The organism is Novosphingobium sp. 11B (genome assembly GCF_054589055.1).
This window is the reverse complement of record NZ_BAAILP010000074.1, coordinates 14983-35061: the sequence shown is the minus strand read 5'-3', so window position 1 is coordinate 35061 and position 20079 is coordinate 14983. Positions and strand designations below refer to the sequence as shown.

14 protein-coding genes are annotated in these 20079 nt (G+C 65.6%); 6 read left to right on the top strand and 8 right to left on the bottom strand.

Annotated elements, in window-relative coordinates:
• Positions 1–86: 86 nt before the first annotated feature.
• The 8 genes from ACYPYD_RS06780 to ACYPYD_RS06745 form a co-directional block, all read right to left on the bottom strand.
• Positions 87–1004 (bottom strand): LysR family transcriptional regulator, encoded by a 918-nt coding sequence (locus ACYPYD_RS06780; protein ID WP_155986432.1) that lies wholly within the window; start codon positions 1002–1004, stop codon positions 87–89.
• 132 nt (positions 1005–1136) lie between these two features.
• A complete protein-coding gene (locus ACYPYD_RS06775) occupies positions 1137–3665 on the bottom strand; it encodes a beta-glucosidase (RefSeq protein WP_459662566.1) in 2529 nt (842 codons plus the stop codon).
• Between the two features lie 92 nt (positions 3666–3757).
• Positions 3758–5986 carry a TonB-dependent receptor gene (locus ACYPYD_RS06770; RefSeq protein WP_459662565.1) on the bottom strand — a complete coding sequence of 743 codons (2229 nt, stop codon included), beginning with the start codon at positions 5984–5986 and terminating at the stop codon, positions 3758–3760.
• 291 nt (positions 5987–6277) lie between these two features.
• On the bottom strand, positions 6278–6610 hold the full coding sequence (locus tag ACYPYD_RS06765; protein ID WP_008831716.1) for a DUF2322 family protein: 333 nt from the start codon (positions 6608–6610) through the stop codon (positions 6278–6280).
• A 175-nt stretch (positions 6611–6785) separates the two neighbouring features.
• A complete protein-coding gene (locus ACYPYD_RS06760) occupies positions 6786–9290 on the bottom strand; it encodes a TonB-dependent receptor (RefSeq protein WP_459662564.1) in 2505 nt (834 codons plus the stop codon).
• A gap of 95 nt (positions 9291–9385) precedes the next feature.
• A complete protein-coding gene (locus ACYPYD_RS06755) occupies positions 9386–10975 on the bottom strand; it encodes a carboxylesterase/lipase family protein (RefSeq protein ID WP_211150839.1) in 1590 nt (529 codons plus the stop codon).
• Between the two features lie 370 nt (positions 10976–11345).
• The gene (locus ACYPYD_RS06750) at positions 11346–12005 is read right to left on the bottom strand and encodes a TetR/AcrR family transcriptional regulator (protein ID WP_051587124.1); all 660 of its coding nucleotides are present in this window, start codon (positions 12003–12005) and stop codon (positions 11346–11348) included.
• 217 nt (positions 12006–12222) lie between these two features.
• Complete coding sequence (locus ACYPYD_RS06745) at positions 12223–14352, bottom strand: TonB-dependent receptor domain-containing protein (protein ID WP_459662563.1); 2130 nt, start codon at positions 14350–14352, stop codon at positions 12223–12225.
• 179 nt (positions 14353–14531) lie between these two features.
• On the opposite strand from ACYPYD_RS06745, the gene ACYPYD_RS06740 reads away from it, so the two are divergent.
• The 6 genes from ACYPYD_RS06740 to ACYPYD_RS06715 all read left to right on the top strand — a co-directional run bounded on the left by ACYPYD_RS06740 (position 14532) and on the right by ACYPYD_RS06715 (position 20055).
• Positions 14532–14705, top strand: coding sequence for a hypothetical protein (locus tag ACYPYD_RS06740; protein WP_459662562.1), 174 nt, complete (start codon positions 14532–14534; stop codon positions 14703–14705).
• A gap of 101 nt (positions 14706–14806) precedes the next feature.
• Positions 14807–15505: a GntR family transcriptional regulator gene (locus ACYPYD_RS06735; protein ID WP_459662561.1), complete on the top strand. Its 699-nt coding sequence runs from the start codon at positions 14807–14809 to the stop codon at positions 15503–15505.
• Between the two features lie 158 nt (positions 15506–15663).
• Positions 15664–17268, top strand: a complete 1605-nt coding sequence (locus ACYPYD_RS06730; RefSeq protein WP_459662560.1) for an AMP-binding protein — start codon at positions 15664–15666, stop codon at positions 17266–17268.
• 5 nt (positions 17269–17273) lie between these two features.
• Positions 17274–18446: a thiolase family protein gene (locus ACYPYD_RS06725; RefSeq protein WP_459662559.1), complete on the top strand. Its 1173-nt coding sequence runs from the start codon at positions 17274–17276 to the stop codon at positions 18444–18446.
• On the top strand, positions 18443–18778 hold the full coding sequence (locus tag ACYPYD_RS06720) for a zinc ribbon domain-containing protein (RefSeq protein WP_211150845.1): 336 nt from the start codon (positions 18443–18445) through the stop codon (positions 18776–18778). The genes ACYPYD_RS06725 and ACYPYD_RS06720 overlap by 4 nt, the downstream gene beginning before the upstream one ends.
• Positions 18775–20055 (top strand): MFS transporter, encoded by a 1281-nt coding sequence (locus ACYPYD_RS06715; RefSeq protein ID WP_459662558.1) that lies wholly within the window; start codon positions 18775–18777, stop codon positions 20053–20055. The genes ACYPYD_RS06720 and ACYPYD_RS06715 overlap by 4 nt, the downstream gene beginning before the upstream one ends.
• Positions 20056–20079 lie beyond the last annotated feature (24 nt).

Here is a 20079-nt window from a genome sequence, read left to right as displayed (position 1 = left end):
AGCGCAGCGAAGCAATCCAGGGCGACCTCATACTGCCCTGGATTGCTTCGCTGCGCTCGCAATGACGATCCCAAGGTAACCTGACATCACCGTTCCCGCCCCACCGGCCGGTTCCACTGCCGCAGTTGCGCCTCGATACGTTTGAGCAGACGCAGCGGGGCGCCTTCCAGCTGGCGGCCGGAGCGCAGGACGAGGCTGGTGGTGGTTTCCTCGATGCTGTCGTCGGCAATCGGCACGCTGACCATCGCGCCCTCGGTCAGTTCGGACCATACGGAAATCTGCGGCAGGATGGCAACGGCGATCCCGGCGCGCACCATGTCCTGCATGACGTGGATCGAGTTGGAGGTGATCGCGGGCTGGAAATAGGTCTTCGAATTGGCCTCCGCCGCGCTCAGGATCTGGCGGATGCGGAAATGCGCGGGCGGCAGCACCAGCGGCACTTGCGCCAGCTGCGCGATGGTGACGCTCGGCTGTGCGGCCAGCGGGTTGTCAGGGAGCATGATCGCCATCAGCGGCTGCGCGATCACCGAGCGGACGTGGATCTTCATGTCGTTCGGGGTCGAGAAGACGAGGCCGAAATGCGCCTCGTCGTCCGCGATCATGCGCAGGATCTCGGTGGTGGAGCCGGTGAGTATCTCCAGCCGGATCAGCGGGTTCGCCTGCGAGAACTGGCTGACGATCGAGGTGAAGCTCTGGCCCGCGAAGCCGTCGCCGATCGCTGCCGTCACCTGCCCCGTGCGGACGGAGCGCAGTTCCTCCAGCTTGGCGCGCAGCGCCTCGCGGTCGGCCAACTGGTTGCGGTAGTGAGCGATGACGATCTCGCCCGCATGGGTCAGCCGCACGCCGCGCCGGCCCTTCTCGATCAGGGCGAGGCCGTACTGGCTCTCCAGCTGCGCGATCTGGCGGCTGATCGAGGACGGCGCGACATTGAGCCGATCCCCCGCCGCGCGCATCGATCCGGCGCTGAGCGCTTCCAGCAGGTATCGCATTCCGGCTTCGGACAAATCGAACTCCTTTGGGACTCGCACACCGCTCGTCATTGCGAGCCCCAAAGGGGCGCGGCAATCCAGGGCAGCGCCGGGCCGCTTCTGGATTGCTTCGCTTCGCTCGCAATGACGAAGCCAGTCCCTAGCAGGTCACCGCGCCGGATCGAAGTCCTTGCCCAGCGGCAGATCGCGCGAGCTGGAACCGATCTGGACGTGGTAGCTGCCCTCGGCCAGTTGCCAGTCGTGCGCAGTCTCGTCCCAGTAGGACAGAGCGCGGCGGTCCAGCGGGAATTCGACCGTGGCCGACTTGCCCGGCTGCAGCGAGACGCGCGCGAAGCCCTTGAGCTGGCGCGGCGGCTCGTTCGCGACAGCGGGCAGCGAGACGTAGAGCTGCGCCACTTCGTCGCCCGCGACCTTGCCGGTGTTGCGCACCGTGGCGTGCACCGACCAACCATCTCCCGACTTCGCCAGCTTCAGGCCGCTGTAGGCGAAGCTGGTGTAGGACAGGCCGTGACCGAAGGGATAGAGCGGCGCGATGCCCTTGGCGTCGTACCAGCGGTAGCCAACGAGAATGCCCTCATCATAGCGCGCGGTGGTGCCGATGCCGGGGTAGCGGGCGGGCTGGTCGGCGGGGCCGTTGACCTCGTCCGCCGGGAAGGTAACGGGCAGCTTGCCCGAGGGGTTGGCCTTGCCGGTCAGCAGCGCCGCGATGGAGTCCGCCGCCTGCTCTCCCGGATACCAGGCGGCGAGGATGCCCGCGACCTTGTCGCGCCACGGCATCAGCACCGGGCCGACGGTGTGGAGCACGACGACGGTGTTGGGGTTGGCCGCCGCGACGGCCTCGACCAGCGCGTCCTGATCGCCGGGGAGCTTGAGGTCGGTGCGATCCGCGCCTTCGGAAACGTGATCGGCGACGAAGACCACCGCCACTTCCGCCTTCTTCGCGGCGGCGACGGCCTCGTCGATCAGCGTCGCATCCGGAGCCTGCCAGCCGAGGCGCAGTTCGTTGGCCGAGAGCGTCGGCGCGTTGGAATAATCAAGCTGCAACGCCACGCGCTTGCCCGCTTCCAGCCAGACGGTGCCGTGCGTGGCGAGGCGGAAGCTCTGCTTGGGCACGTAGGCCACGCGCTTGCCGTCGATCAACAGCGCGATCTCGCCGCCGCCGTTGAGCGAGAAGCGGTAGGTGCCGGTCTTCGGCGGCACGAAGCCCGCCGTCCAGCGCGCCGACCACAGCGAGGGCAAGCCCTGCACGCCCGCCTTGGGACCAGCCTCGGCGTAGTCGATCGACGCTTCCTTGCGGGTAACGAGCGGCTCGCCCTTCCAGTCGGGCGAGGCGTAATAGCGCGCCGTCAGATCCTCGAAGGCCGAGGAGGGCATGGCGGGCAGCGGCGCGATGCCGAGAGTCCCGCGTGCGTAAGTCACGCTTGCCTTGTCGCCCAGTACGGCCTTGATCGCATCGACCGGGGCCTTGAGCGTGCCGACGTCCTCGGTCTTCACGAAGCCGCCGTAGCGTTCGGACGTCTGGACGTTCGCGCCCGCATCGTCGCCGATCACGGCGATCGTCTTGGCCTTCAGGGGCAGAACGCCGCGCTCGTTGCGCAGGAGGACGGTGCCTTCCTCGGCGATCTTTTCCGACAGGACGAGGTGCGCCGGATCGCGCACGTTGGCATTGGCGTCGGCCGCCGCGATGGGATGATCGACGAGCCCGAGGCGGAACATCGGGGTGACGATGCGCTTCACCATGCCGTCGATGTCAGCTTGTGTGATGGCGCCTCTCGCGCGGGCGGCTTTCAGTTCCTTGACGCCGTAGAACTCGGCGAACCCGAAGGGGCTGACGCCGCCGGGCATGGAAATGTCCAGCCCCGCCTTCACCGAGGGCGCGGTGGAGCGGTGGGCGAAGTACCAGTCGGCAACGACGAACCCGTCGAAGCCCCAGCGCTTGAGATTGCCCAGCGTGCCGGGGTTCTCGCAGGCGTAGTGCCCGTTGACGCGGTTGTACGCGCACATGATCGAGCCGGCCTTGCCCTGCTTCACCACCGCCTCGAAGCCGGGGTAGTAGATCTCGCGCAGCGCGCGTTCGGGCACGATCGCGTCCACCGCCTCGTAGGCGGGACCGTCGCCCAGACGCAGCCATTCCTGATTGTTCGCCGCGAAGTGCTTGGGGGTGGCGATGAGGCCGAGCGACTGGATGCCGCCGGTGATCGCGGTGCCCAGCTGCGCGGTCAGGTAGGGGTCTTCGCTCAGCGTCTCAGCGAGGCGGCCCCACTTGGGGGTGCGGATGATGTTGATGGTGGGGGCGAGCACCACGTTGCGCCCCTTGCCCGCGTGCTCCGCGCCCAGCGCCTTGCCGTAGGCGGTCATCAGATCGCGGTCGAAGGTCGCCGCGCCCATGACGGGTGCGGGGAACTGCGTCACGCCCTTCATGCCGTTGCCGACGCCCGCCGGGCCGTCGCCCATGCACAGGCGCGGCAGGCCGAGGCGGGCGATGCCGCTGATGTGGCCGACGCAGGCGTTGACGCCGGTGCCGTTGGCATCAAGCTCGGTATCGCCCTGAAGGAGCTTCAGCTTCTCGTCGTCCGTCATCGCCGCGACCACCAGCTCGGCGCGCTGTTCGGGCGTGCGGGCGGCGTCCAGCCACGGCTTGTCAGCCGGGGCCGCGAAAGCGGGACCGGTCGCCACGGCGCAAAACGCGATCCCGGAGAGCAAGGCTCTCCGGGATGCGTTTGCCACCTGGTGCGACCCGAGGACGAACTTGGAAGCAGCAGTCATGATCAGAACTTCACCATTCCCGACAGGCTGACCGTACGCGGACGGTTCATGTAGTAGCCCAGCGGGTACACGCCCGGAACGATCTCGTTGTAGTTGATCGTCGTCTGGTCGTTGAACAGGTTGGTGACGTTAAGGTTCACCTGCCACGGACCCTTGCTGATGCCGGCGTGCATGCCGACGAGCCAGTAGGAGTCGAGCGGCTGGTAGTTGTCGATGGCCGGGTTGAACTTGGTGGCCATCGAACCCTGATAGCTCACGTCCGCGCCGAAGGAAGCGTCGACGCCCAGTGCGTCCACGAACGTCGTGTAGTTGACGCTGCCCGCGCCGGTGAATTCCGGCACGTAGGGGATGCGGTCGCCCTTGTTGCCAGTGCCCGCGACGGGGTTGTCCTGCGCCAGCTTGGCGGTGTTGTAGTTGCCCGACAGGTTGATCTGCAGGCCCGGGACCGGACGCGCATCGAGCGTCATTTCGATGCCCTTGACCTCGGCCTTGCCGCCATTGCCGGTGTAGCCGAACGACACGGTGCCGTCGGTCGCCTGCTGCGAGACCTGGATATCCGACCAGTCGATGTAATAGACTGCGCCGTTCAGGAACAGTTTGCGATCAAGCAGCGTGGTCTTCACGCCCCACTCGTAGGACCACAGCGAGTCCGAGCCGTAGCCGTCGGGGATGACGACATTGGCGATGGCGGCGGCGGTCTGGTCGTTGGTGCCGCCCGAGCGGTAGCCCTGCGCGACTTGCACGTACGTGTTGACCTGATCGCTCAGCTTGTACGCCAGGTTGAAGCGGCCGATCAGGCCGTTGTCCTTGGTGTGCAGCTTAGGGCCAGCGCCCGCGCCGGTGCCGCCGCCGAACGCGACGTTGGCGACCGACTGCTGCTCAAGCTTGAAGTCGAACAGGCGGCCGCCTGCGGTGAAGGTCAGGTCCGGCACGATCTCGTAGCTGAGTTCGCCGAATAGCGCGCGTTCCTTGATGCGGGTGTCGACGGTGCGGTCGAGCAGCATGTCGGCATCGGCAGGCAGGTTGCCGTTCACGTCGGCCTTGGGCCACGAGCTGTTGAAGAAGCGGTTCTCGTTCTGGAAGAAGCCGCCGACGAGGATCTGGAACGGACCGTCGAAGTCGGACGCGAAGCGCAGTTCGCCGCTGTCCACCCGGCGGTGCTTGTCCTGCTTCAGAGCGCTGCGGCCGGTAGTGTCGTGCGGCAGGCCAAGGAACGCCTGCGCCGCCAGCGAGGCATCGCGCACGAAGCTGGTGTCACGCACGAAGCGCGAGACGGTGCCGGTGAACGTACCGAAGGGCTGCTTGTAGTTGACGGTCGCGTTGTAGATTTCGCTCTTGTCGCTGTAAGGCGCGCGCACTTCGTCGGCCTGATAGTTCGAGGGCAGCGCGTTGCCGTCGTAATCCAGCTTGTTGTAGAAGTTCTTCGCGTCCTGCTGGACGTCCTGGTACATCGCGGTGAGGTCGACGGTCAGGTCGGGCGTTGCCTGCAGGCGGGCGGTCAGGCGACCGGCCTTGCTCTTTTCGGCGTTGGCGCCCTTCTCGAAGCGGTTGTCGATCCAGCCCGGCAGGTCGGCATAGAAGCCCGATGCGCGCACGGCGAGGACGCCGGGGATGACCGGCAGGTTGACGGCACCGTCGGTCTGCATGCCCAGCGATGCGCCCTTGGTGGCGCGCAGGGCCGACTGGACGTAGCCGTTCACGCCGCCGTCGGGATCGGCCTTCTTGGTGATGTAGCGGATCGTGCCCGCCATCGAGCTGGCGCCGAAGGTGGTGCCCTGCGGGCCCTTGAGCACTTCGACGCGGTCGATGTCGAACAGCTTGATGTCGGGGGCCTGGCCGCCGCCGTCCTGCGCGTTCTCGCCGGTGATCACGGTTTCGTCGAGGTACATGCCCACGGTGCTGGCACCGGCCGAGTTGACGCCGCGAATGACGTAGCGCTTGTCGCCGGGGCCTTCGTCCTGAACCGACAGGGCCGGAATCGCGTGGTAGAAGTCCGCGAAATCGACCGCACCCTTGTCTTTCAGCGCGTCGCCGCCCAGCGCCTGCACGGCGATCGGGGTATCCTGAACGGTCGAGGACGTACGCTTGGAAGCGGTGACGACGATGTCGCCGCCGGTGCCCTCAGCGGCCGTCGCCGCGTCCTGCGCGAGTGCAGGCACGGCGCACAGCGCGGTGCCGGCCATCATGCCGGTTACGAAAAGCCTCAGCGCTGCGTTCTTCTCGATCTTCATGGAACCCCTTTCAACCCGATTGTGCTTTAACCGGCGCGACAGCAAGTGTCCCCGCATCGCCGGATGACAGAAACGTCACACGAGCGCGGTTGCCCTTCAATGCAGCCAATCCGTGAGGTTCGTTGCGATGAGCGCAACGCTGTTCCAGTCAGAACTCCCGAATTCGGGTGTGATCGCATGATATTACGCGAACATGGGGCAGCAGCTCCTCCGAGCTGCCACCCCATGTTCACAGCCGTATTTCAGGCATTTCGGCGGCCACCATGGCCGTTCGCCCAAACGCCCTCAGCCTTACGACTGGGGAATGATCTCGATGGAGAGCGGGCTGCCACCGGCGGCAATGTCCAGCAGGCGGTCGATATTGGGATGGGCGCCAGGACGGTTGCGGGCATCGGCCGTGTGCTCGGCAAACACGCCCAGGCCATGCTCGGCCGCTGCGGCGTCAAGGGCGGGGAAGCACTGCTTCAGGTGCTGATACACGGCGAGCGACCCCTGCTTGCCGGGCTGGTTCTCGATGCTGGCAACCACCGTTCCATCGACCGCGACAAGGTCGATGCGCTCCAGCCCATCGATCGGCGGGAGCTTCTGCAGATTGTCCTTGAACGTCGCGCCGGGCTGAATCATCGAATTGAATTCCTGCTTTGATGGGGCGGCGGCCTCTAACACCATCCTTCCACACCCGCCATCGATGATGCCCCGACAACAAAGGCCGGCGACAAAAGGTGGTGGAGGCCGCACCGGCAACGGCAGCCTCCACCATGGCGCCGACGTCAGGGAGGGCCTGACGCCGACGTCATTTTCAGTAGCTGTAGCGGATACGCAGGCCAGCCGTGCGCAGGTCCGGCAGGCCGACGATCGCGGCCGTGTTGGTGCCGGTATAGCGGAAGTCGTTGGTGAACAGAGTGCCCAACGCAACGCTGGTATAGGCGTGCGTATTGAACACGTTGTTCACGAAGACCTCGACGTTGACCTTGCCGGTCTCGATGCCCGTGCGCATGTTCACCAGGGTCAGGTCGGGCGACTTGAGCACGTTCGACGCATCCGAGTAAACGCCCGACTTGTAGCTGAGGTCACCGCGAATAAACGCCTTGGCACCGTCCGCCACGGGGATCGGATGGCTGTAGCTGACGCTGACCGCCGCCGAATACTTCGAGGTCAGCGGGTTCTCGTTGCCCCGGAAGTCGGTAATGCCGGTCAGCGCAGTCGAAGACGGCGCGGTCAGGCTGCGGATCGAACTGGCGTTGATCGCGCCGCTGGCGGTGATGGACAGGTTGTCGGTCACGTCGGCGAAGACTTCAGCCTCGAACCCGGTCATGATGACCTTGCCCGCGTTACGCAATGCGGTGATCACCTGCGGCGTGTTGGTCTGCGCATCGAAGAACACCACGTCCGCCGAGTTGATCTGGTTCTTCCAGATCGCCCTGTAGGCCGCCAGCGTGTAGCGCACGCTGTTGCCCAGCAGGCGCCCCTTCAGCCCGATCTCGTAGTTGTCCAGCTTCTCCGGATCGACTTCGATGGCAAGGCCCGATGCCACCGCCGTCTGCTGGACCGACGGCGTGCCGGTCAGGAACTGGGTGTTGAAGCCCGCCGGATTGATGCCCTTGGCGTAGGAGGCGTAGAACATCGTGTCGGGATCGAACTGATACTGGACGATGCCGCGCGGGATGAAATTGCGGTAGTTCTTATGGGCCAGAGTCTGGCCCTCGGCATAGAAGCCGGCGGGGGCGAAAGCGTCGGTCGTGACGGTCAGGCCGCCCGGCGGAGCATAGGCATAGAGCTTGTCGATCTGGTAGCGCCCGTCGACGCTGATGGTCAGCTTGTTGGTCAGGTCGTAGCTGAGGCCGAAGAATGCGCCCAGGGTCTGGTTGCGCGACTGTCCGAAGACGGCCGAGAAGGTGGAGATGCCCAGCGCGTTGTTGCCGCCGCCATTGGCGTTCTGGTAGCGCGCGTCGAGGTAGCTGACGCCGACGGTGCCCTTGAAGCGGTCGGTGTCGTAGCGCGCCCGGAATTCCTGCGACCAGTCGCTCTGCCTGCGCTCCACCAGGAACGGGAAATCGAAGTAGCTGCGCGATCCGGCCGAGCCGAAGATGTTGGCCTGTCCGACGCTGTAGTAGTTGTCCAGGTCGGCCAGTTCGCTGTTGCGCTCCTTGTTCATGCCGGTCAGCGAGCTGAGCGTCACACCGTCGGCCACTTCCCAGTCCACCGAGGCATGCAGGTGGTAGAAGCGGCTGCGCAGACCATAGCCCTGCACGCCGTCTTCCGGCGAGATCAGACGGCCTTTCGGATTGGCGAGAAAATTCTTGATGAAGGCGTCGTTGGTGGTGTTCGCCGAGGGCGAGTTCACCAGCTTGGGCGCCGTGCCGCAGATATAGCGGTTGGTGCGGGTGACCCCGCTGGAATTGGTGACGTTGAAGCTGCAGTTCGACTGGTCCTGCACGATCACCCGGCCATTGTCGTCGGTCGCCTGGTATGCGCCGATCAGACCCTGCGCGCTGGGGCCGTCGTCGTTGTAGGTGATCATGCCGAAGCCCTTGACCGTCAGGTTCGAGGCGGGCGTGAAAGTGAGGGCCAGGGTGCCGGTGCGGGTCTTCTGGTCGCCCAGCGTCTGTCCCGGGACCCCGGCGTTCTCGTAGGAACCGTCCTTGGCGTACTTGCGCACGGTGGCGCGGATGCCGAGCAGGTCATCGACCAGTGGGCCGCTCACTTCGCCCATGACGTCGTAGCTGTTGCGCGTGCCGATCATCGCATCGACGGTGCCGGTCCAGTGGTCGCTGGGTGCCTTGCTCACGACGTTGACCGCGCCGGCGAACGTCTGGCGACCGAAGTAGGCGGCCTGCGGTCCCTTGAGCACTTCGACGCGCTCGGGATTGGTGATGTTGTTGATCGCCGTGGCCGAACTGACCGGCACGCCGTCGATGAACACCGAGGCGGTCTGGGCGACGGCATTGGGCGGGGTGAAGCCGCGGATGATGATCTGCTGGAACGAACGGTCGTTGCGGCCCGCGCCGTTGTTCACGACCTTCATGCCCGGTGTATAGGCGGCGATGTCCTGCACCGAGACGATGCCGCGTGCGCGGATGTCCTCGCCGGTCAACGCGGAGACCGCGATCGGCGTCTCGAGAATGCTCTCGGCGCTCTTGCGCGCGGTGACGAAGATCTCGCCGCTCGCGGGTTCCTGCTGCGCGGGCGGACTCGCTGCTTCCTGCGCGAACGCGGGCGCCGACCCCGCGATGGCCCCCGAAACCGTCAATGCGACGATCGATACCCGCGCAGCGTCGTGCTTGATGAAATCCCTCAACTTCATGGTCGTTGTCCTCACTCTGGATTTGTCATGGACGAGCGCCACCCTCCCCCGAAGAGGTGCTCGCAACGTTGGTTTCTGCTTGTGTTATTCAGTAATCAGCGGCGCGGCGCGGGCGGCCCCGGCAGCGGCGGATCGATCGCCGCGTGAACCTTCATCAGCCCGTCGAACCGCGTCCGGTCCGGGTCTGGCACAGCCAATGGATGCTCGGTAACCTGCATGCGCCTCGCCGCCTCCCCGGGGACATAGCGCGGCCAGTGTGCCGCCCCTTCGCCGCCCGGAGCGCCCGTGCTTATGAACGCCGCCCACCAGGCATTCATCTGCCGCGCGACGGCGCGATCGGCCTCGGCGATGCGCCAACCCTGCTGCGCCTCGAGCGTATCGAACACATAGGGTATCTCGGCACCGTGGTATGCTCCGGCAAGGCGCACGTCAAAACCGGTGCCGAAGGTTCCCTCCGGCACGGGCGGTGCGTGGTCGAACTCGTAAAGGTAGACCGGGCTGCGACCGAAACGCGCCGCGGCATAAGCCCAGAGCCAGGTTGGGTAGGCGATGTTGTGATGCCCTGCTGCCGCGACCAGAGCTGCCTGGTCGTCGCCGGGTGCATGCGGATAGAGGCGTGCGACTGCGCCCGCCCCGGCGCCGTAGGTCGCCTGCAGCATCTGCGCGAAGCTGCGCTTCGGACCAAGCAGCGTCAGCGAACCTTCGTCCGCGTTCCAGCCCGCCAGCAGCGGCACGTCGTTGAATTTTCCCGAGGCGAAGATGCGCCAGGGGGCATCGGGCAGCAGGTGCCCGTCGACCACCGGCAGATTGTAGAACTGGCCGTTGGCGAGCCTTGCGGCGCTGGCAAGGACGCGCTCGGCAGGTACCCGGCGCAGCGCGGCGAGATCGCTCGCCCCCAAGTCCTGCATCAGCGCGGTGCCGCGCTTTTCCTCGAACGCCAGGGTCGTGGCGCCCATGCTGGCGGGCTCCGCGCGGCGCAGCGATGAGCCGCTTTCGCCGATTGCCTGCACGAACAGCCCCTTCGCAAGCGGCGAAGCCATCATGACGCTGGTGGCCACCGAACCCGAGGACTCCCCGCCGATGGTGACCCGGCCCGGCTCGCCGCCGAAGCGGCCGATGTTGCGCCGGACCCACCCGAGCGCAGCGATCACGTCCATGAAGCCGTAGTTGCCCGAGGCATCGTAGCCACTCCGCGCGCTCAGTTCCGGAGTGGACAGGAAGCCCAGCGGCCCGAGGCGGTAGTTGATCGTCACCACGACGATCCCCTTGCGCGCGAAGGCGGAGCCATCGAACGTCGGTTGTGCCCCGGACCCGACCCGCGATCCGCCACCATGGATCCACACGAATACCGGGTGGCGCCCCGATTTGGCCGGCGCCCAGACATTGAGGAAAAGACAGTCTTCGGAGCGCGGCCGCTCGGCCGGGCTGTTCTCGTTCACCGCCTGCATGCAGTCGGCGCCGAACGTATCGGTGCTGCGCACGCCCTGCCATGGGACAACCGCAGCGGGAGGCTCCCATCGCCGTTCGCCGATGGGCGCGGCGGCATAAGGGATGCCCTTGTAGACCCGGACACCATCGGCACGGGCCGGTGCCTGGGCGATGGCGCCGCCATCCACGCGGAGGCTGGCGGGCACAGTAGCGGCTTCCGGCGAAGGCACCGAAATGCCCACCAGTATGGGCACCATACAAAACGATAATATGCTTCGCCGCGACATGACGCACCCGTCCGATTCCGTGATGGAAATAAACTGCGTCAGTGATAAATAAATTAGCAGTCCCTTGAGGCGCGTATTCGTCTGGCGGATATATTTCGGAACGATTTTTACAAAATCATACTTTTGTAAAAATCCCAAAGATATTATCGATTATCGCAAAAAACTAAGAAGAATTTTTCAACAAACTGGAATTTACGGAATACTATAAATAGACCTAAAGACGGGTGCACCCTAGTGAAACAAGCCCATCGGTCGCCCTGTCATTAATTTTATGCAGTGTTAAAAATTTAAAACCTCGGCACAATTTTGTCATCGCGGCGACAGCCGGTCACAGTTTCGTTCAATGAATTTCGGCCGCAGCCGACTGATCGTGGCCGGGTCGCACGAGAAGTTGCCTCACGGCCCGATCAAGGTGCTCTGCGGCATCCACAGCTCCGCCGAGCAGCGCCTGAAACTGCAATCCGTCCGACAGGGCGATCAGCGACTGCGCAGCATAGTCGGCATCGACGTGCGGCGCGATGACACCTGCCTGCTGCCCTCGCTTGAGCGCATCGCACAGTTCGCGCCGGATGCCCTCGAACCGCGCCGTGAAGTAGGCATGGGCCGGGTGCCCCGGCTCCAGAGCGTCGGAAGCGAACTGGAAATAAAGGCGTACGACCCCTGGCGCGGTCAGGTTGCGGCGGACCGAGGCGACATAGCGGCTCAGAACCGCCAGCGCGCCATCGCCGGGTACAGCGATGCCGGCCGCCTCCTCGTCCCACCGGTTGAGCACGCATTCGAGCAGGTGCTCGAACGTTCCGAAGTAATAGAGGACATGCGCCGCTTCGATGCCAAGCTCGCGGCTCAAGGCGCGAAGGCTGACCGGCGCCGCGGCATCCGAGCAGTAGCGCCGCACGGTATCCGCGAGAATCTTCTCCCGCATCGCCGAACCCTTGCCGTAGCGCCTGGCGGCAGTGTCCGCTCCGGGCTGGGCCGGATCGCCCGCTTTCGCATGTTTCATTCCGCTCTCTTTTTCAACGAGCAATGATGCTGGTCGCCGGGCGGAAGGCTTGCCTGCAAGCCCGCGAGAAATCCAGATGGATCACGGCGAAAGGCATGCGATTTGTCGGACCTGCCGGGCGTGCCTGACCGGCTTCACAGCCGGAACGTCCCGGCGCGTAAGCGCCCGAGCCATGTCGGCGACACGGCTCGGGCGCTTTACGAACGGATCCGCAGGATCAGAAATCCACGGTCGCGGAAAGCCACAACCTGCGCCCCTCCTGGTTGATCGAATAAGCGGGTGTAAAGGCCGTGGCGGTGCCGCTGTCATACGGCACGTAGACCGCATAGTCGGTGTTCAGCACGTTATAGACCGTGGCGGCGAGGCGGAATGCGGGCGCGATCTGGTACGAGCCGCCAAGGTGGAACACCTCGTAGCTGCGGAAGTCGCCCACCGCCGCCTGCTGCGCATTGCTGCCGCGATAACGGCTGGAACGGATCTCACCCCGCGCCCAGAGGCTGGCCACGTCGCTCACCTTCCAGCGCAAGTTGCCGTTGAGCATGTGCTTGGGCATGCCGACCAGCGGCAGGCCCTTTTCCGAACCGCTGAGCTGCTCGGTCTCGGTGTAGGTGTAGTTCACCGTGAGCGAGACCGCCTGCGTGAACGCGAAGCGGCTCGCCACTTCGACGCCGCGGGTGCGGGCCTTGTCGATGTTGATCGACTGGCTGAAAAGATCGACATTCGGGAAGTTGCCGACGTCGAGACAGCCCGGACGGTTCAGGTTGGTCGAGAAAGTACAGTTGGGAATGCCCGGCCCGGTGGCGATCTTGTCGTCGAAGTCGTTATTGAACAGCGTGACGTTGCCGCTGAAGAAGCCCTTGTCGTCGAAGTAGATGCCTGCTTCGTAAGTCGTGCTCGTCTCCGGCGTCAGGCCCGGCGTGCCGATCAGCGGCACGCGGCCCTGGCTGCCGAAGCCGATGATGCCGCTGGCGATCTGCTCGACGCGCGGGGTCTTGAAGCCCCGGCTGACGCCGCCTTTGACGGTCAGCGCATCGGTGACGTTCCACACCGCGTAAGCGCGCGGCGACCACTTGTTCCCGAATGTCGAGTGATCGTCATAACGCACGCCGCCAGTCACGTTGAAGCCATCGACGACGGTGAGGGTCGCCTCGGCAAAGCCCGCCCACTGGGTGAACTTGAACGGTGCGGGCGCGACGCCGTCGATCATCCGGGCCTTCCAGTACTGGCCGCCGACGGTGAAGGCGAGCGGTCCGGCGCGTCCGGCGAAGCGGCTGTCGATGATGTCGTTGCGCGCCTCGAGGTTGCGGGCGCTGCCCGGGGTGGCGCCGGGGGTCCCGTTGGGGATCAGGCGGCCGATCGTCTCGGTGTCGTTGCGGGTCAGGGTGGTGTCGAGCTGGCCGAAGTCGCCCATGCGCCAGCTATGCGCAACGACGTAATTGGTGCGGTTGAACTGCTGCCTTGGCGCATAGCCGCCCGAACCCAGCGTGCCGAGCTGGCCTTCGGTGTTGTCGTAAGTCTGCTCGTTGCGGTCGAATTCCACCCACAGATCGTGGTTGGCGTGCGGCGTGAAGCTCAGACGGCCGCCGTACGTGTAGATGTCCGAGCGCACCGGGTTGCGGCCCAGCGTCAGTGCCGGATCACCGGGAATCTCGATGCTCGATCCCTCGCGGTGGAACACGCTGCCGCGCAGGGTCAGGCCGACCAGGTCCTTGACCACCGGCCCTTGCGCGAAGCCGTTGATCGACTGGATGTTGCCGAAGCGCTCGTCCTCCTGGATCGTCGTCTCGGCGGTGGCGGTGCCGACCCAGCGGTTGCCGACCTTGCGGGTGATGATGTTGACGACGCCGCCCATCGCGTCCGACCCGTAGAGCGTGGACATCGGCCCGCGCACCACTTCGATCCGGTCGATCGCGGAATAGGGCGGCAGGAAGCTGGTGGACGTCTCGCCGAAACCGTTGGGCGTCACGCCGCCCGGCGCGTTCTGGCGGCGGCCGTCGATCAGCACCAGCGTATAGTCGCTGGGCATGCCGCGGATGGAGATGTTGAGGCCGCCGGTCTTGCCCGCCTCGCCGCCGACATCGACGCCGGGAACGTCCTGCAGCGCTTCCGCCAGGCTGCCGAAGCGCTTGTCCTGCAGGTCAGCCCGGTCGATCACCGTGATGCTGGCCGGAGCCTCGACGATGTCCTGCGCATAACCGGCGGCGGTGACGACGATCGGCGATCCGGCCTCGGCGCCCGCCTCGTCGGCATGGGCGGCCTGAGCGATAAGACATGAAACGATGGCGAGACTGGCCTGCGCCAAATGGCGGGCACGCTGGCTGGATCGGCGATGGACTGCTGCGGACATGTTGAAACCCCCGTATTGGTAATGCGACTGACTCGCATTTGCGGGGCGCTCGTCGAAGCAAATGTCGGAGGTGTCAATCTGGCGACCAATGTGGTGCCCCGCTGGCAATCAAAAATTACAGACGGGAATCCAATCGCTTGCATCCAAGAAAAAAGACGCTGCGGGATAGTTTCCCAATCATGGCTGAATTGCTGGCGCAAGCTGCTTTGCCCCGCCAGCACCATCGCAAGCGCTATACGAACGTAACTGACGTCCGGCGCTGCCCGGATCTTTATCCCGATGCCGGGATAATGGGATGGACCGAGGATGAACGCGCAGGTTCACGAAAAAACGGTATCTCTTCCACTTCCTGAAGCCGCTACCGTTTTCGCACGCCCCGCATCCATGACAACCAGGCCTTGCCACGAGACTTCAAAAGTGTATTCTGAATCTCGTTGTGGAGAATACGACGAAGATGAAACAGGAAGCACCCGCACAAACCGGCACACTGCTGAATAGCGCGGATTCAGAAGTATACACCACCGTGCTGGCACGGATCAAAAGCGGTGCGATCGAGCCCGAAGAAAGAATCGTCGATTCCAAGCTCGCGGCCGAATTCAACCTGTCGCGCATGCCCGTGCGGCAAGCCCTGCTGCGCCTCGTCCACGAAGGCTACCTGGTGGGAACCACGCGCGGCTTCGTGCTGCCGCGGCTGACTTACGAGGATATCGAGGAGATCTTCGAGGTGCGCATGCTGCTGGAACCCCGCGCCGCAGCTTCAGCCTGCCGCACGCTCGCCCCCGAAGCCCTTGCCGCCTTGCGCGAGGCGCTCGCCGAAGCGCGGCGCGCCGTCGCGGAAGTCAGGCTCGGCAACATGATGATCGCGAATGACCGGTTCCGGCAGATCTGGCTCGACGCGGTTCCCAACCGCAGGCTTGCCACCTCGATCAGCCGCTTCGTCGACCATGTCCAGATCGTTCGCCGGGCAACGATCTTCGACGCCGCAACGCAGCACGTCGTACTCGACCTGCTGACCCGGATGCTCGAAGGATTCGATCGCAAGGACGCTCTGCTGGTACAGGATGCGACGCTGCAGTTCGTGGTACGCGCACGCGAGGCATTCATCGCCGCGACGAGCATAGAATCCACGCAAGGTCGCGCCTTCATGGGATGACCGCATTAAAGCCAAGGCCGTTTGCCTACTAATTTTAAGTATGAAATGAATTCCATTTAGCAATGCTTGCAAAGCAATTGCTTCCGACATGGTCCGACATAGCGCCGCCAGACATCGCCAGAATCGCGAGACAACGAATGATCCAGATACCTGCACCGATGCAGATCGACACAAGCCCCGGCACACTCCATGCGGCCTTCGCACAGAGCGCGGACACCTGGGCCGGCCGCCCTTTCCTCCATGCTCCGGCCGAGGCAATGGCCGGTAATGCCGCAGTCTCGTTCACATACGCTGAGGCAATGGTGCGGGTCGCTGGCCTGCGGGACCGCTACGCCCGGGCGGGCCTGGGCCATGGCCACCGCGTCGGGCTGGCGCTCGACAACCATCCCGATTTCTTCCTGCACTTCCTTGCTCTCAATGCGCTGGGCTCCGGCATCGCGCCGATCAATTCGGGAATGAGCGACGGCGAACTCGCGCAAGTCCTGATGCTGGCCAAGCTCGACATGCTGGTGTGCCTGCCGCATCATCGAGACCGCCTCGCCGCTCTGGCGGCACGAACGGTGCCGGTCGTCGAGGCGGAGGAAGACACGCTGCCACCGCCAGGTCGCCCCGCCCTTCCCGGCCTGGCCGATGCCGGCAGCGAGGCGGCGATGATCTTCACCTCGGGCACTACCGGCACCCCCAAGGGTTGCGTGCTGTCGAACGCCTACTTCACCCGCATCGGCACGTACTACACGCAACTGGGCGGCTATTGCACCTTTCGCCCGGGCGAAGAGCGTATCCTGACGCCGCTGCCGGTCACGCACATGAACGCTCTCGCCTGCTCGTTCATGGCGGCAATGACCAGCGGCGGCTGCCTGATCCAGCTCGACCGCTTCCACGCCTCGACCTGGTGGCGCACCGTGCGTGAAAGCGGCGCGACGATCGTGCATTACCTTGGCGTAATGCCCGCGATCCTGCTCCAGCGCGACGACGCGCCCGAGGCGTGGGCAGGCCACGCGATCCGCTTCGCCTTCGGCGCCGGTGTCGATCCGCGCCACCACGCGGTGTTCGAGGAGCGCTACGGCTTCCCGCTGATCGAAGCCTGGGCGATGAGCGAGACCGGCGCGGGGGCGTGGATCACCGCCAGCCACGAACCGCGGCACGTCGGCCAGCGCTGCTTCGGCAAGGCGGGCGAAGACATCGAAGTGCGCCTCGTCGACGAGGAAGGGCAGGACGTTCCCGTCGGCACCCCCGGCGAACTGCTGGTGCGCGCCCGCGACAACGATCCGCGCCGCTGGTTCTTCACCCGCTACCACGACGATCCCGCCGCCACCGAGGCCGCATGGGAAGGCGGCTGGTTCCACACCGGCGACATCGTGCGCGCGGATGCGCAGGGCAGCCTGTTCTTCGTCGATCGCAGCAAGAACATCGTGCGCCGCTCGGGCGAGAACATCGCCTCGGTCGAAGTCGAGGGCGCGCTGATGCAACACCCGGCGGTCGCGCATTGCGCCGTCACCCCGGTCCCCGACGAGATCCGCGGCGAGGAGGTGCTGGCACTGATCGAAGGCGACGGCGACGAGGCGCTGGCGACGGAAATCGCCGGTTCGTGCCTGCAGACGCTGCAGTATTTCAAGATTCCGGGCTATCTGGCTTTCGTGGAATCGCTTCCCACCACCAGTTCGCAAAAGCTGCAGCGCGGCGAGATCCGCAAGCTCGGCCGTGCCATCGTCGATGAGGGCCGCGCCTTCGACTTGCGCGCGCTCAAGCGCAAGAAAGGCTGATCGACGTGGCCCCCATTGCATCCTATCAGGGCGTCGCCGTGGCGTGTCCGGTCACGGTGCCCTACCAGCGTTCCAGCGAACGCCAGGCGCATTGGTTCTTCGGCCGCGCGCTGGCCGCGCTGGTCGAAGCAAGCGGCATCGCCAAGGATGCGATCGACGGGCTCGCCTGTTCCTCCTTCACGCTGGGCTCGGATACCACGGTGGCGCTGACCGAGCACTTCGACATGTCGCCGCGCTGGATCGAATGGCTGCCGACCGGCGGCGCCAGCGGGGTCATGGCGCTGCGCCGCGCGGCGCGGGCGGTGCAGTGCGGCGATGCCTCGGTGGTCGCCTGCATCGCCGCCGACACCGCCAATGCGCAGACGTTCGCGAAGCTCGTCGGCGATTTCAGCCGCTTTTCGAACGAAGCCGTATTGCCGCAGGGCAAGGCCGGGCCGAACGGCATCTTCGCGCTGATCACCGACAACTACATGCGCCGCTTCGGCGCGCGGCGCGAGGACTTCGGCCGGATCGCAGTGGCGCAGCGCGCCAATGCGGCGGACAATCCCAATGCCCTGCTGGGCGGCAGGCCGCTCGACATGGCGGGCTACCTCGCCGCGCCGCCGATCGTCGCACCGATCCACATGTTCGACTGCGTGATGCCGTGTGCGGGCGCCGAGGCTTTCCTCGTCATGAGCGAGGCGCGCGCGCGCGACCTCGACCTCAGGGGCGCGCGGATCATCGGCGCGATCGAGCGGCACAATGCCTATTTTGCCGATCCCGTCGCCATTCGCGGCGGCTGGGCGATGGACGCCGATGCCCTGTGGGCGCAGGCGGGCATAGCGCCGGGCGACGTCGACTGCCTGCAGACTTACGACGACTACCCTGTGATCTCGGCCATGCAAATCGAGGATCTCGGCTTCTGCGCCAAGGGCGAGGCGCCCGCTTTCGTCGCCGCGCGAGACCTTACCGTGACCGGCGACTTCCCGCACAACACCTGCGGCGGCCAGCTTTCTTGCGGACAGGCTGGCGCGGCGGGGGGCTTCCTGCCGGTGGTCGAGGCGCTGCGGCAGGTCACCGGCCAGCCGCTCGGTGCGCAAGTGCCAGGTGCGCGGATCGCGCTGGCGAGCGGCTACGGCATGGTCACCTACGACCGCTGCCTCGCCACCGGCGCGGCGCTGCTGGAGGCATTGCCATGACCTTGTCGCTCCAGTTCTGCCGAACCTGCGGTGCCGCGCAGTACCCTTCGCGCGATGCCTGCCGTGTCTGCCTTTCCGATGCACTGGAAGTGCGCGACGAAACCGTCACCGGCACAGTCGTCAGCGAAGGCACGATCCACCGCTCGCTCGATCCGGCGCTCGTCGCCGGCGGGCCGCTGCGGATCGGCGCCGTCGCCAGCCCGCTCGGCGTCCGCATCATCGCCTTGCTCGCGCCCGGCGTGGCTGCGGGGTCGTGCGTCATCCTCTCGCCCTGCCCGGATCGGCCGGGCGCCATCATCGCCCACCCGGCGCAGCAGGTCCAAGCATCATGACGGTGAATTCAGTTTCCGAACACGCCGAGCGCAAGCGCACCCTGACCCGCGCCATCGCCGCCTCGATCGTGGGCAACACGCTCGAATGGTACGACTTCTTCCTTTATGCGACGGCGGCGGCGCTGGTCTTTGGAGACCTGTTTTTCCCGGTCGGGCGCGATCCGCTGATCAACACGCTGGTCTCGTTCGGCGGCTATGCCGTGGGCTTCGCGGCACGCCCGCTGGGGGGCCTCGTGTTCGGCCATGTCGGCGACCGCTACGGGCGCAAGACCTCGCTGTTCTGGACGCTGGCGATCATGGGCCTCGCGACGTTCCTGATCGGCCTGCTGCCGACATATGCGCAGATCGGCATCTGGGCGCCGATCGCGCTCGTCGCATTGCGCGTGGCGCAGGGCATCGCGGCGGGCGGCGAGTGGGGCGGCGGCGTGCTGCTGATCACCGAGAACGCGCCGGCCGGGCGCGAGGGCATGTTCGGCGCGCTTAGCCAGAGCGGCGTCGGCCTCGGCTTCGTGCTGTCCACTTTCGCATTCTACCTTGCCGGGCTGCTGCCGCCGGAAGACTTCGCGAGCTGGGGCTGGCGCGTGCCGTTCCTCGTCAGCATCACGATCTTCGCGGTCGGCCTGTTCATCCGCTTCCGCGTCTCCGAAACGCCGGACTTCCAGGCCGCCGAGGCCGAAGGCCCGCAGCACGCACCGCTTGCCGAAGTGCTGCGAAAGCACCCGCGCGAGATGGTCGTGGGCATCGGCGCGCGCCTTGCCGAGACTTGCGGCTCACACTTGTTCATCACTTTCGCGCTGGCTTACGGCAAGGCAGTGGGCGCCGAAGTGGACACGCTGATGCTCGGGGTGACGCTCGGGATGCTGGCGGACAGCGTGATGATGCCGGTGTTCGGCGCACTGTCGGACCGCTTTGGGCGGCGGCCGGTCTACCTGTTCGGCGCGCTGGCGATGCTGGCCTTCGCCTATCCCTTCTTCGAGATGCTCGAGTCCGGCTCGACCACGCTGATCGTGCTGGCCTTCGTCATCGGCAACGGCGTGTGCCATGCGGCGATGATCGGCGTGCAGCCTGCGATGTACAGCGAGATGTTCAGCGCCCGCGTACGCTATTCGGGTCTCGCCATGGCGCACGAGGTGTCCTCGCTGATCGTCGGCTTCTCGCCCCTGATCGCCACCGCGCTATACGCCCATTACCGCAGCCCGACCCCGGTGGCGCTGTTCCTCGGCGCGATCTGCCTGGTGTCGGCGTCCTCCCTGCTGCTCTGGCGCCCAAAGCGCTGAAACCCCTTTCCCGCTTACCTCAGG